The sequence below is a fragment of the Polyangium jinanense genome, from assembly GCF_028435265.1.
GTDB lineage: Bacteria > Myxococcota_A > Polyangia > Polyangiales > Polyangiaceae > Polyangium > Polyangium jinanense.
Map to the genome: position 1 here is coordinate 961,975 of NZ_JAGTJK010000002.1, position 13,201 is coordinate 975,175.

A 13,201-nucleotide genomic window follows, 5' to 3' on the forward strand; every position below is an offset into this window, starting at 1 on the left:
AAACTTGCTGCCCCGCGCGCGCCCTGCTCGTCTGCCCGGGCGCCTCATGGAGATCCCCGCCCTCGTCCAGAGCCTCGACCTCTCCCGCGAGGACGAAGTCCCCTCGATTGGCTGGCTCGCCGAGAGCTGCGAGACCCCGGATTCCTTCTGGTCCGCCCTCTTCGAGTTCGTCCGCGAGAAAGGCCCGCCGCTTCGGAGCCGCCCGGGAAAACCGCAGGATCTCTATCACGACGCGGTCCTGCGCCACGTCGCCGCAGGCCGGCCAGCGTTTGTCTGGTATGAACGTTCCACAGCGCGCTCGCTCTCGTTCTCCGCGCTCGACGCCCGCGCCTCCGCGTGCGCGGCCGCATGGGCGCAACGCGGCGCCAAGGCAGGCGCGCCGATCGCCATCGTCCTTCCCCTTGGACCTGCGTTCGTCGTGGCCCTCGCCGCGGCCCTGCGCCTCGGCCTTTGCGTCTCCATCCTCGAACCCGCGGGCGCCCACGCGCTCGCCCCGCGCCTCGAAGCGCTCGGGCCGGCGCACGTCGTCTTCGATCCCGATGACCCGCCGCTCGGCGATTTTGCCGCGCTCGCATTGCCGCTCGTCGAGAATGGCCCGGCCCTGCGCGCGCCCCCATATGCGTACGCGCCCGACGAACCCTGCGCCCGGCTCTTCTCCCCGCTGCGCGCGCCTCTGCTCGTCCCCGTCGATCTTCCCGCCGCGCGTGCCCTCGAAGACGCCTTGCGCGACGCCCTGTTCGCTTATCGCATCGGCCCCGGCGATGCTCTCGCAGCGCCGGATTTTCCGATGCAACAGCACATGCCGGCCCTGCTCCTCTCGACCTGGCTCGCGGGCGCGGCATTCGTTCACATTCGAAAGGCCGACATCGAAGAAGACCCGACCCTCCTCGAAAAATCGCCGATCACCGTGCTCGGCGTGGCTCCGGCGGTCGCGGCCCACCTTCGCCGCAAACCCGCGCGTCTCGCGCGCCTCCGCCACGTCTTCCGGAGCGTCGACGAGCCGCTCGACTGGATCGCTCACAACGAGTTCGTCAAGAAAAACGACCTGGCGCGTGTTCCCGTGAGCAACGTCCTCGTCGACGCGGCCAGCGGCGGCTGCCTGCTGTTCTCCACCCGCCGGCCTGGCAGCAGCAACGCCCGCGTTTTGCCCGCGCCCGGTCGCCCGTACCTCCTGCTCGATTCCGGCGGCAGCGGTGAACCTGCCGTGGGCGCGACCGGGGTCTTCGTCCCCCTGCCCGGCAAAGAAGGGTTTTTTCTTGTCGCGAGCCTGGGCGCCGAGTTCCTTTATGGCTCCACCCTCGTCCCGCGCCGCGCCGCGCGCGTGTATCCCGCGAGCGAGGTCACGGCCCGCGTCTCCACGCTGCCCGGCATCGTGGGCGCCGCCGTCGTGCCCGTGCCGACCGGCGAACCCGGCGCCCGCTGGGCCTTCCTCCTCCTCGTCTTCATCGGCGCGAACGACGTCTCCGCAAAGGACGTCTCCGCCCTCGTTTCCCGCACGATCCGCGAGGATCTCGGCGAGGACTTCCTCCCGGAGCGCGTGGAGGTCTTCCCCCTCTTCCCCCGGCGCGTCGGCAAGGAATTGGACCTCGACTGGTGCCATCGGCAATACTCCTCGGGCATCCTCCTGCGGAAGGCGGGCAGCCCAGTCTTTCGTGATCTGACCGCCCTCCGGGCGCAGATGCTCGGGATCTGAAAGGTCTGTCCCGACATACACCCGGTCCGAGGTCTTCGTCATGCTCGATCCGAACCTCGTCACGCACGCCCTCTCCGGCCCCGGAATGGATGCGACCACCGCGGCCGTGGACGATACGTTGCGCCTCGCCCAGGGGGGCGAGCTTCGCGCCGCCGCCGAGCGTGCCTCGCTCTCGATCGAGGACGGCGCGACCGACGCCCGGCTCATCGCGGCCTTCCTGCTCGGGGTCTTCGCCGAGCGAGGCCCGGTGGCATTGCCCGAGATCCTCGCGACCGCGCGTTTCGCACTCGAAGGAGGCTTTCGCGCGCTCAGGCCGTTCCAGCGCAAAACGCGCGTCGCCGACTCCGCCTGGACGCTCTTGTTTCGGGGGATTCGATCATCCATCGATTTCTACGAAGCCAAGCGAGACGCGACGTGGAAGACCTGGGCCACGACGATCCCGCGCGATTTGACGGCGAAGACCGCCGTCGAGGCCGAGGCGCTCGCCAAGGCCATCACGGCTGTGATCGAGTCGCCGCAATCCGTGCGTGAGCTCGCCGCGCTCCGCGCCCGCAGCGAGAGCGTCTTCCAGCGCGTGCCGCCGCCGCCGCCGCCGCCCCCGGCGGAGGTCACGCCCACGGAGCCGGCGCCGATCGAGGTGCAAGTCGTGGACGAGCCCGAAGAGAAAGCGCCCTCCGATCCCGAGCCTGTGTTCGATTCGGAAAAACTCCATCCCAGCGCGCCGCCCGCCCGCACGATCGAGGTCTCGGCCGCGCTCGAGCAGTTCATCCGCAAACTCGAAGCGTTCGAGCTCCTCGTGAGCCGCGGCGACATGGGCAAAGCCGCGATCGTGGCCCAGGACGTCCGCCGCGTCGTCGATCGATTCGATCCGCGCGTGTACCTGCCCGCCTTGCTCGCGCCCCATTTCCGCCTCCTCTCGGCGAACATCGGCGACATCGCGCCCCACTGGGAGGCCGAGGGGGGCCCGGCGTGGCAGGCGCTGGAACAACTCTATCAGGTCGACCTCGACGCGTTTGTCGGGACCTGACGCATGGACGGGCCGGCGCCGCTGTCCTCCGAAATGCCCAACGCCCCGCCCGGCGCAGGCCGCGCCGCGCTGGAAGAGGCCATTTCGCGCGCCGCCCCCGCCTTCGAGCTTCCGGCCCTCGTGGCCTTGCTCCGCGCGCGGTTTCCCGACCGCACTTTGCGATTTCGCAGCCACCCCTCGCTCGCGCTCGAACCCACGCTCGTTCGTGCGGTCGAGTTTGTCGGCGACCATATCGCCGTCACCCTGAACCTCGGCCTGCGCGCGGTCACGACCCCGCTGCCGTCGTATTTCCAGGAGCTTTTCGCGCATCCACAAGCCGGTCCGGCGCTCGAAGGCATCGTCGCGCTCGCCGACCATCGCCTCCTCGCCGATCACGCCGACACGCGCGCGCCCGTGGAGAACGAGCGCCTCGTCCCGCGCCCTCGTTCCCTGCGCAGCTCGGCATTCACGCTCGCTCGCCCCTCGTCGCCGATGACGCTGGGCTGGCTTTTTCGCAAGGTTTATCCCGAGCTCGAAGTCTCGGTGCGCCGCGCCGGACACGAGCGTCGTTTGCCCGCGCCCGACGCGCGGATTGGACAGGCGACGCTCGGCATTTCCGCGCTCGGCGGCGAGGCTGAGGTCTCGGTGCCCGGGATCGACGCCATTCTGGTCACGGACGCGTCGCGGACCTGGACGAACGAGCCGTGGACGCGCGAGGCGCGCGCGCGTCTCTTCGATCACGTCTTGCCCGCGCTTTCCGGCGCGGCCGTGCACCTGCGCGTGCTGCTCGTCGACCACGAGGCGTCGGGCAAGCTCATCGTCCGCGGGCCAGGCGAGCTCGGCTGGGATCCACTCGCAAAATCGCGGCCTTCCGAGATCCACACGCTCTTCGAGGGACGCCCGCCCGACCGCCCTGCGTGACGCAAATTTGTCCCTGGGAGCGCACCCATGAAACGCTATGCGCGATTGGAACCGTAAAGCCCCGAGCCCCCACGGTTCGGTCCTCGGGTTTTCTGCACGAGGGGGGCAAAGGCGAGCGGCGCATCGCTGGCAAACGCGCGCCTTGCCTCGTTTTGACGAGGTGGTGGGGAAGGAGAACCGATCTTGAGCAAGTACATCCAGGACCAGATCTTCAAGTCCAGGCTCACCATCACCTACCGGACCAACATCACCGGCACGCCGCAGCAGGAGAAGCTGCCCTACCGGATCCTGGTCCTCGGTGAGTTCGAGGGCCGCTCCAAGCGCGCAGCGGGGCTCCTGCCCGCCCTCTCCGAGCGGAACATTCGCTCGATCAAGCGCGGGACCACCGTGGACGATCATCTCCACGAAATCGTGCCGACCTGGCATTTGCCGAAGGCGCTCTCGCACCTCAAATCGAGCCTGCCCGGCACCGTGACCCTCGACCGGATCGTCTGCACGGTCCCGAGCGGCGCCATCGCCCGCAAGGAAGCCGGCAAGTATCCGCTCACCGGCAAGGCGCATTTCCAGAGCACGCCCGAGGAGAACGGCCTGAGCCGCGTCGACGGCGAGATCGTCGTGGGCGGCACGCTCGACGTGAAGTCGATCGACGACGCGGGCAATCTCGAGGTGCAGGGCGCGACGATCACGTTCTCCGGCGAGGTCGCCGGCGATACGATCGACCCGTCGACCCGCAAAAAGGTCGGCCTCGTGACCGGCCTTTTGCGCAATCGCGTGGTCGCGCTCGAGGCGGCGAACGTGCCGAAGCCCGAGGCCCAGGACAGCGACGACGACGACGTCTCGAAGGGCAGGGTGTATGTCCTGCCAATCACCACGCCGCTCAAGGTCAGCGCGGAGCGCACGGTGCCCTTCGCGTCGATGAAGGATTTCTCGCCGGACGCCGTGGCCAGCAGCATCCCCGAGCTCCAGCGCCTCCGCGTCATCAAGCTGATGATGCTCGAGCTCCAGTCCATGCTGCGCAACCGTCCCGAGCTGCGCGCCCAGATGAAGCGCGCGCTCGCCTCGCCCGACGGGCTCAAGGAGCTCCAGAAGTGGGCGAAAGACAATTACAAGGTGCTCGAGATCTGAGGTCGAGGAGCGATCATGCCTGCCACCAATACAACTCCCAAAAACGCCGACGAACTCAAGGCGGATCTTCTCGGGGCGTTCGGCGAGACCGCGGGCGACCTCAAGGAAGGTGACTCGCTCAAGCTCCTCATCAGCGAGGTCAAGCCGGCGGCGCAGCCGAGCGACGGGTCCGGCGGCGCGCTTTCTCTCGCCGACGATTCGAGCGCGACGGCGCCGCTCAAGTTCGACGACCGCAACGTCAACATCAACGACGGCGCGCGGTTCATGAACGACCTCGCGGCGCTGCTCGTCAATTGCGGCGACGACCTCACGCTCTCGCGCGGCGAGGAGCTCGGACCGCTGCACGTCTTCGCGAGTTATTCGAACGTCGTCGAGGCGATCGCGCTCGTCGCGCAGAAGGTCGACGAGAAGCTCGGCAAGCACCTCGACGACGTCTTCCACGACGATGATTTCCAGGCCCTCGAAGCGGTCTGGCGGGGGCTCCACCACCTCGCGTCCGGCGTCGAGAGCGAGGACGTCATCATCGATTTCCTCGACGGGAGCAAGGCCGAAATCGGCGCCGACGTCATCGATCACGATACCGACATCTTTGGCGGCAGCCTCTTCAACAAGGTCTACATCCAGGAGTACGATCGGTACGGCGGCAAGCCCTTCGCCACGATGATCGGCCTCTACGAGTTCGACTCGTCGGACGAGGACATCGACTGGCTGCGCGCCATGGGCCGCGTGGCAAACGCCTCGCATTGCCCGTTCGTCTCCTCGGTCGCGCCCACGTTCTTCACGCCCTGCAAGACGATGCAGGAGGTCGCGGAGATCGGCGACCTCGACGCGGTGCTCACGCATCCGCATTTCGGCAAGTACAACGAGCTGCGCGACACCGATTACGCCGCGTACCTCGGGCTCGTGCTGCCGCGGTACCTCCTGCGCCGTCCGTTCGGCCATTCGTACAAGCTCGAGCCGGGCAACGTCGTCGGCTACAAGGAGACCGTCCAGCCGGGCCTCACCGACGACGCGAGCAATTTCCTCTGGGGCAACGCGGCCATTCTCTTCGCGAAGAACATGGTCCGCTCCTTCGAGGGATCCGGCTGGGCCCAGCACATCCGCGGTCCGCGCGGCGGTGGCCTCGTCGAGGGGCTCACGGTCTACACGTACGAGAAGAACGGCTACGAGCACCAGCAGCCGCCCGTGGAGATCGCGATTCCCGATTATCGCGAGCTGCAGTTCGCCTCGAACGGCTTCATCCCGCTCGTGCACAAGAAGAACGAGGCGGTGGCCACGTTCTTCAGCGCGCAGTCGCTCAAGAAGCCGCGCACGTTCGTGGAGGATCTCAACACGAAGAATGCGCACCTCGTGACGAACCTCGCGTACTCGTTCTCGATCACGCGCATCGCGCATTTCGTCAAGCGCATGATGCGCGAGTACATCGGCAGCACGGCCGACGGGCCGTACATCCAGCAGGTGCTGGCGAACTGGCTCGGCGGATATGTCACGACGGTCGTCAATCCCGACGATCTGACCTTGCGGTTCTATCCGTTCAAGGCCGTGACTGTGGCCGTGGAGCCGAAGCCGGGGCCGTTCGGCTGGTACAAGTCGGTCATCTCGGTCCTGCCGCACGCGCAATTCGAAGGAATGGACGTCGAGCTCCGGCTCGAAGCGGCCCTGGGCGGGCCCTGATACGGGATCGAGCATTCAGGAAAGGATGAGCGGCCATGCCGGAATTTCGTAAAGTCCTCGACGTTTATCAGGGCTTCAACTACAAGAAGGACAAGCAAACAGCGGTCGGTTTCATCACGTCGATCAAGGTCGGAGATACGACGCTGACCGCCGATCTCACCTGCAAGAACCCCATGAACCCGACCGAGGACCTGGCGGTCGTCGCGGTCCTGCGCGACATCCTCTGGGAGACGGGCGTCACCGACGCGGTCTATCTGACCGGGCAGGTCTCCGCGACGAACAAGCAGAACATCGCCCTCCTGATTTACACATCCATGACGAACGTGCTGGTCACGTTCCAGTTCTCGGTCTACGAGTACGACCCGGTGCAGAAGGAGTATTACCTCTGCTTCCACTCGAACTCGACCGACATGAATGGGATCCTGGAGAAGCGGGGCGATGAGCTGAACCTCTCGGTGGCGGACGACGCGTCGGCCGAGGTGCAATCGCCCATCAACTTCACCTTCAACACCGGCATCAAGCCCCAGCCCTCGGCGCAATCGCTGCAGGTCGCCGTTGGCAAGGGGAAGAACTTCGCCAAGCTCTGGGGCTTGGCGCAAAGCTAGCCGGGACGAACCGTGGCGGCGCTGGCACGGCCGAAATGGCGGATCGGGCAGGTCCTGCTCCCCGAGCATTTCCTCGGTCTCGAGGATGCGCTCTCGGCCGAAGCCGCGCTCAGGGCGAGCCTCCTCGGTTTGCCCCTCACCGGGATCGCGCGGCTCGAATGGAACGGCGACGATCCCAAGAATGGCGTGCTCTGGGTGTCGGGCCTCTCCGCCGTCCTGCCGGACGGGGCGCTCGTGGACGTGCCCGGCAATGCGCGACTCAGCGCGCCGCTCGATCTCAAGGCCGCCGGGCGGCGCCGCGTCGAGGTGTTCGCCCACATCCTGCCTCCGGACGACGAGGCGAACGCGGAGGGGGCGCTCGAACCGCCCTCGCCCAGGGAAATCCCGCGCGTCTTCCTCCGCGTCGTGCTCTCGTCCGAGGCGAGCATCGAAGGCAGCATGGGCCGGGCGGAGCTCGGCCATTTCGAGGTCACGACCGGGGGCCAATTCCGCCTCGCGACCGATTTCATCCCGCCGCTCGTGCGGATCGGCCCCACACCCTACCTCGCGCCGCGCCTCACGCGTCTGCGCGGCGAGCTCGCCGAGATCGAAGGCGCGCTCGACGAGCTCGCGCTGGAGGCCGTGGCGCGCGGGGATTCGGCGGCGCCGCTCTTTCGTGTGCGTGTCGAGGCCCGCAAGCTCGGCGGGCTGCTCGGCGACATGGACCGCGGGGTGCACCTGCACCCGTATCCGGTCTATTCGGCATTACGCAATTTCGCGCTCGAGCTCGGCCTGCTCGACGAGCGGGCCGCGCCGTTCGCGGCGCCTCCCTACGACCACCACGATCTCGCTCGCATCTTCGGCGTCGTGCTCGACGAGATCTCCTCGCGCGCCCGCGTGCCCCTGCCCGAGGAGCCGGCGCTCTCGTTCGTCGCCGAGAATGGTCGCCTCGTCGCCGGGGATCTGCCGCAGCAGGCCCTCGGCGCGACCGAGCTTTACGTGGTGGTCCTCAAGAATCGCACGGCGGACAAACTGCCGCTCGAAGGCACGGTGCTTTCGAGCCCGGGGCGGCTCCGCCTCGTGCGTGAGCACGCGCTCCGCGGCATGCGCCTCGTGTATTCGCCGAACCCGCCGTTCCGGCATCGGTTCGGCGGGCCGGTGGATTTTTTCCGGATCGTAGGGGCGGGCTCGTCGGCGGGCGACGACGCGCGCGAGTGGGGGGCCGTGCTCCGGGAGCGGGCGATCTGTTTTTTGATGCCCAAGGAGCTCGAGGGCTTGCAGGTGCTGCTCTCCTGGAGGCGGTCGTGATAGAAGGGACCGCGGAGGAGGCCGTCGTTGTCGTTTTACGGCAAGCTCAGGGGCGATCACGAGCCCCGTCTGGAGAGCATCGCGCGCAACCTCGAGGTGTCGCTCAACGCGAAGGGCGGGTATGCCTCGGCGGTCGAGGTGTACGGGCTCGGCCGGTACGACGGCCATTTCGCGACGAAGCCGCTGCTCGACGAGCTGTGCGCCGAGATGCTCGGGGTCGTTCGGTCGTACGAGCCGCGGCTGCTCGAACCGAAGCTCACCCTGATCGGCCGCGACCGGGGCCTCTGGGTGCGATTCGCGCTCACGGGCCTCGTGGGGGGACAGTCGGTGACGTATCACGTGTTTTTTCACAGCGTCCTCCGGAACGTGTCCGTGCGTCGCGGGTAGGCTCGGCCGGCGGGGGCGGGCCTTGAAGGAAAAACTCGAAATCACGCTGACGCTCGCGGTCGGGGGGACGGAGCATACGATCCCGGGCGGCAACGTGCGGGGTTTTTCCTTGCGCATGGAAGCGTGGGGCGTCTCGGGTTCTGTCGAGTTCGTCATGCAGGACGACTCGTCGTGGGGCGGGAAATACACCGACGACCTGCTCGCGGATTTCGTGAAGGCCGACCTCGGCGAGGTTTCCCTTTCGATCAAGCCGGGGCACCTCGAGACCGACACCGAGGCCGACGACGCGGAGATCAAGACGAGTGGCCTCGTGCTCGAAAAATCGGTGCGCGAGGAGACGACGCAGCGGGTGATGGACGAGCCGGCAGTGCTCTTCCGGCATTACCGCGTGACGTTCGTGGACCCGGCGCAGGCGCTCTGGCGCCAGCATTTCCCCTGCGCGCTCTACACCGAGACGACGTTCAAGGACGTGATCGAGGCCCACAAGGGCGACAAGATCAGCCTGACCTACGATTGGGACGTCATCACCACGACGGTCTCGCAGATCTTTTTCCATCTCGACCCCGCCGCGCGCTCGAGCTTTTACGATCTCGTGATCTGGTACGTCCGCCACCGGAACGGCGTTTTCACGTACGATCATGCAGAGGGCACGTATTCGATCAAGGGGGCCAAGGACACGAGCGGGGAGGCTTCGGAGCTCTTGCTCGACGACCTTTCCTCGATGACCTCGTTTTTCCCCGAGGTCCCGCGCTACAAGCCGCGCGTCCTGAACTCGTACACCGAGAGCACGGCGACCCAGCTCGTCGACAACACGAATGCGGCTACGGGCATGTATCGCGACACGCTCCTCCGCACGCCGATCGCGCAGGACGTCGACGATCGCGTCACGCTGGAGACCGCGCGGCCCCTCCTGCCCAAGCGCGAGGTCGAGCTCTCGTTCCGGCGTTTTCCCACGGTGGCCGTCTCGCCGGGCAGCTTGCTCGACATCTCCACGACGGGTGGTCATAGCTCGAATCTGATCGCGGCGACCGAATCTTTCCGCGTGGTTTTCCTCTCGCTCGAAGCTCGCGCGTCGGGCGCCGGGCCCGAGCCGACCTATGGCGATACCGCGGCGAGCTTTTCCGTTGATTGCACGGCGCGCCTCGAAGAGAAGAGCGAGCCGCGCGTTCGCCTGCCGTCCATCGTCGATCCGCGCTTCCCCGGGCACCTCGAAGGCAAGATCGTGAGCGCCGTCGGGGCAGATACCGACATCACGTACGATTTCGCGACGGACGACGACACCTCGATCGATCAATACACGGTCAAGATCCCGCTCTTCGAGAGCAAGGAGATCAGCGCGCCCTACGAGCCGGAGAGCGGGGCGGGGAACCTGTATCTGCCGCTCTACAAGAACCAGCGCGTGCTCGTGGCCCTCGATTTCAGCAAGGCCACGGTCATCCGGATGATCGATTGGCGTTCCGAGGCGCGTGTGGCCAAGGACGGGCAGGGGCAGCACCTCTTCCTCGGGAAAACCTCGACGAACAACACCTCCGTGCTCCACGATTACCAGGACGAAAAACCCGTCCTGCGCGTGCTGCGCACGAACGACAAGGACACCGTGCTCCTTCGGCTGGAGGAGGGCAAGATGACCCTCAAAGTCGAGGAGACGGGAGGGTAGTCGGTCATGCCGCTGGTCTGCACCATCGAGATGGACAAGACGGCGGGGATCACCGTGACCGTGGTCAACGCCGACGCGAGCATCACGCAGACCATCGTGATGGACGGGACGAAGATCGAGATCAAGGTCGCCGGTGATTCGGCCACGAGCACGATCACGCAGACATCGGAGAAGATCGCGATCGCCTGCAAGCAATTCGAGGTCACGGCCGACGAGACGATCACCATGACGTCCACGAAGGCGTCGAGCTGGACGAGCCAGGATACGTTTTCCGTGCAAAGCACGAAGGACGCGACGATCTCCTCGGACGCGAACGTGGCCATCTCGGGGGCGCAAAACGTGACCGTCGAGGGGACGTCGAAGGTGGGGCTCACGGGCGCGAGCTCGAATACGTTGACGCTCGAGAGCGCGGGCGCGACGCTGTCCACGTCGGCGACGCTCACGCTCGAAGGGACGAGCCAGATCTCGGCCAAGGGCGCGATGATCGAGGCCAAGGCCGATGGCACGATGAACCTCGAATCGTCCGGCATCGCGACCCTGAAGGGCAGCATGACGAACGTGCAGGGAAACCTGGTGAATCTCGGATAGGAGGGGACGATGGCAGAGGCCGAGACCTTGAATTCGCTCTTCCTGGAGGAGCTCTCCGCGCTCGACGCATTCGCCGCGCGTCGCGAGGCCGAGGGCGCGCTTTCGCTCGGGGCCGAAGATCCCGACGTGCGTCGGATCCTCGAGGCGCAGGCGTTCTTTTCGGCGAGGACACGCGCCGCCGCCCAGCGCGCGACGGCCGCGGCCGTTCGTCGCATCGCCGCCGGCACGCTCGACGAGCTGCTCGTCCCGGCGCCCGCGTCGATGATGGTCGAATGCGTGGTCGGCGAGGAGCGCGTCGAGCCCGCGATTTTGCCGCGAGGCACGCTCTTCCGCGCGATGTCGGCCGAGGGCAAGGTCGGGCTCTTTTCGATGATGCGGCCGCTCTCGATCCTGCCGATCGACGTCACGGGCGCGCGGCTCGTCGAGCAGAGCCGGCGGCTCTTCGTGCGGATCCGCCTCCGCGCCCGGCGTTCCTGGAAAAACGCGGCCACGCTCTCGTTTTACGTGCGGCGCCTCGACGATTATCGCGCGTCGCTCGCGCTGCACGACGCGCTCTCGCGCCACCTCACGCGCGCCTTCGCCGTGGCCGGTACCGACGGGCCCGAGATCGCTTGCCGCGTCTCCTTCGGCGCCCCGCGCGCGAGCGCCCTCGAAGACGGCGACGACCGCGGCCCGCTCGCACGCATTCGCTCGTTTTTCCACCTGCCCGAGCAGGAGCTTTTCGTGCAGGTCGAGGTGCCGCAGACACGCACGGCATGGGACACGCTCGACCTCTTCCTGGAGCTCGACGAGGAGTTCCCCACGAGTTTGTCGGTCTCGAACGATACGTTTCGCCTGCACGTCGTCCCCGTGGAGAACACGTGGGTCGATTTCGGCGAGCCGATCCTCTGGGACGGGACGCGGACGTCGGCGCCCGTGCGTTCGCCGTCGCCGTTGCTCGAAGGCGTCGAGGTCGCGGGCGTGCGCGGGGTCTACAAGGCGACCGATCGCGGGCTCGTGCCGATTCTGCCCGCCGCGCTCGCGCAGGATGGCGATACGTACGAGATCGAAGAAGGCGACGGGGTGACCGAGCTCCGTCTCTCGATCGACGGCGCCTTCGAGCAGCCCTGCAAGGTGCTCGCGGAGGCGCGTTTTTCGCAGCCGGTGCTCTGGTCGGCGTCGCCTGGCAAGCTCGCGCTCGGCTTGCAAACGCGGCATTTGCCGGGTGTGTCGTTCCGGCTCGTGGGCAGCATGCGCGCGCCCGCGGAGAGCCCGCTCGCGCGCGATCCGGCGCGCTGCCTCGACGTGCTGTCGCTCCGCATGCGGCCGTCGCTCGGGCGGCGGGATCTCGTGGGGATGCTGGAGATCCTCGGCGCGAGCGGAGATGGGGCGTATCGAGGGTTTGCCACGCTCGTCGACGAGCTCGATTCGCGCGAGGCGCCCGATCCGGCCCGGCGCGCCGGCGGAATCCGGCGCGTGTATCGGCTCGCGGTGCGGCAAAGGACGCCCGAGGAAGCGCCGCTCGTGCGGCGGCTCTCGGCGGAGATCGCGGCGCTTCTCGACGCGTGGACGGAGGAGCCCGTGGACGTGGAGATCACGACGCGCCCGATGGCGGGCCAGCGCGCGCTTTCCGGAGGGACGAAGGCATGAGCGCGACGGGCACGCTCGATACCCGCGCGTTCGCGGAGATCGTCGCCTGTATCGAGGACACCGGGCGAATCCTCGACGCGGCCGTGCGAAACAACAGGACACGTGACGTCGAGGCGCTCCGCGCGAAGCTCCGGCGCAGGCTCGACGACCTCGACGCGAAGCTCGACAAGATGGTTTCGCCGAGCACCATGGAGGGCGTCCTCGTCCCGCTCGTGGTTTTTTTAGACGAACGCGTGCAGACGCGGCTCGCGCGCGAGGGCGATCCGGAGAGCCCGCCGTGGCCGCTCTTGCAATGGGATCTGCTCGGCGAGACCGACGGCGGCGACGAGTTCTTCGAGCGCGCGGGGCGGTTCACGCCCGAGAGCAAGTCCGAGCCGCTCGTGGTCGCGACGTACCTGCATTGCCTGGAGTCGGGTTTCGTGGGCCGCCATTTCGACGAGCCCCAGGAGATCCGCGCCTGGAAGGAGAAGCTCGCGCGCTGCCTGCCGCGGAGCGAGGACCCGGCCAAGACGGCCGCGGCCCCCACGGTCCGGGCCCGGGCCGCGCTGCGGTACGCGCTGCTTGCCCTGGGCGTCGCGGCAGGTTTTCACGCGGTTTTTGCCCTCGTCAGCCTTCTGTGGTGAAGTGCC

12 protein-coding genes are annotated in these 13,201 nt (G+C 67.4%); all 12 read left to right on the forward strand.

Features of this window, described 5'->3' with window-relative positions; all coding sequences use genetic code 11:
• The first annotated feature begins 46 nt into the window (after positions 1–46).
• The 12 genes from KEG38_RS08425 to KEG38_RS08480 all read left to right on the forward strand — a co-directional run bounded on the left by KEG38_RS08425 (position 47) and on the right by KEG38_RS08480 (position 13,195).
• Positions 47–1,693, forward strand: a complete 1,647-nt coding sequence (locus tag KEG38_RS08425) for an AMP-binding protein (protein ID WP_272418579.1) — start codon at positions 47–49, stop codon at positions 1,691–1,693.
• 40 nt (positions 1,694–1,733) lie between these two features.
• Positions 1,734–2,720, forward strand: a complete 987-nt coding sequence (locus KEG38_RS08430) for a type VI secretion system protein IglI family protein (protein ID WP_272418581.1) — start codon at positions 1,734–1,736, stop codon at positions 2,718–2,720.
• A gap of 33 nt (positions 2,721–2,753) precedes the next feature.
• A complete protein-coding gene (locus KEG38_RS08435) occupies positions 2,754–3,620 on the forward strand; it encodes a type VI secretion system baseplate subunit TssG (RefSeq protein ID WP_272418582.1) in 867 nt (288 codons plus the stop codon).
• 183 nt (positions 3,621–3,803) lie between these two features.
• A complete protein-coding gene (locus tag KEG38_RS08440; RefSeq protein ID WP_272418583.1) occupies positions 3,804–4,745 on the forward strand; it encodes a type VI secretion system contractile sheath small subunit in 942 nt (313 codons plus the stop codon).
• 15 nt (positions 4,746–4,760) lie between these two features.
• Positions 4,761–6,419: a type VI secretion system contractile sheath large subunit gene (tssC, locus tag KEG38_RS08445; protein WP_272418584.1), complete on the forward strand. Its 1,659-nt coding sequence runs from the start codon at positions 4,761–4,763 to the stop codon at positions 6,417–6,419.
• 35 nt (positions 6,420–6,454) lie between these two features.
• Positions 6,455–7,024, forward strand: coding sequence for a hypothetical protein (locus KEG38_RS08450; RefSeq protein ID WP_272418585.1), 570 nt, complete (start codon positions 6,455–6,457; stop codon positions 7,022–7,024).
• Between the two features lie 12 nt (positions 7,025–7,036).
• The gene (gene tssK, locus KEG38_RS08455) at positions 7,037–8,311 is read left to right on the forward strand and encodes a type VI secretion system baseplate subunit TssK (RefSeq protein WP_272418586.1); all 1,275 of its coding nucleotides are present in this window, start codon (positions 7,037–7,039) and stop codon (positions 8,309–8,311) included.
• Between the two features lie 27 nt (positions 8,312–8,338).
• A complete protein-coding gene (locus KEG38_RS08460) occupies positions 8,339–8,698 on the forward strand; it encodes a GPW/gp25 family protein (RefSeq protein ID WP_272418587.1) in 360 nt (119 codons plus the stop codon).
• Positions 8,699–8,720: 22 nt separating this feature from the next.
• The gene (locus KEG38_RS08465; protein WP_272418588.1) at positions 8,721–10,355 is read left to right on the forward strand and encodes a hypothetical protein; all 1,635 of its coding nucleotides are present in this window, start codon (positions 8,721–8,723) and stop codon (positions 10,353–10,355) included.
• Between the two features lie 6 nt (positions 10,356–10,361).
• Positions 10,362–10,943 carry a hypothetical protein gene (locus KEG38_RS08470; protein WP_272418589.1) on the forward strand — a complete coding sequence of 194 codons (582 nt, stop codon included), beginning with the start codon at positions 10,362–10,364 and terminating at the stop codon, positions 10,941–10,943.
• A gap of 9 nt (positions 10,944–10,952) precedes the next feature.
• Positions 10,953–12,572 (forward strand): type VI secretion system baseplate subunit TssF, encoded by a 1,620-nt coding sequence (locus KEG38_RS08475; RefSeq protein WP_272418590.1) that lies wholly within the window; start codon positions 10,953–10,955, stop codon positions 12,570–12,572.
• Positions 12,569–13,195: a DotU family type IV/VI secretion system protein gene (locus tag KEG38_RS08480; protein ID WP_272418591.1), complete on the forward strand. Its 627-nt coding sequence runs from the start codon at positions 12,569–12,571 to the stop codon at positions 13,193–13,195. The genes KEG38_RS08475 and KEG38_RS08480 overlap by 4 nt, the downstream gene beginning before the upstream one ends.
• Positions 13,196–13,201: the final 6 nt, after the last annotated feature.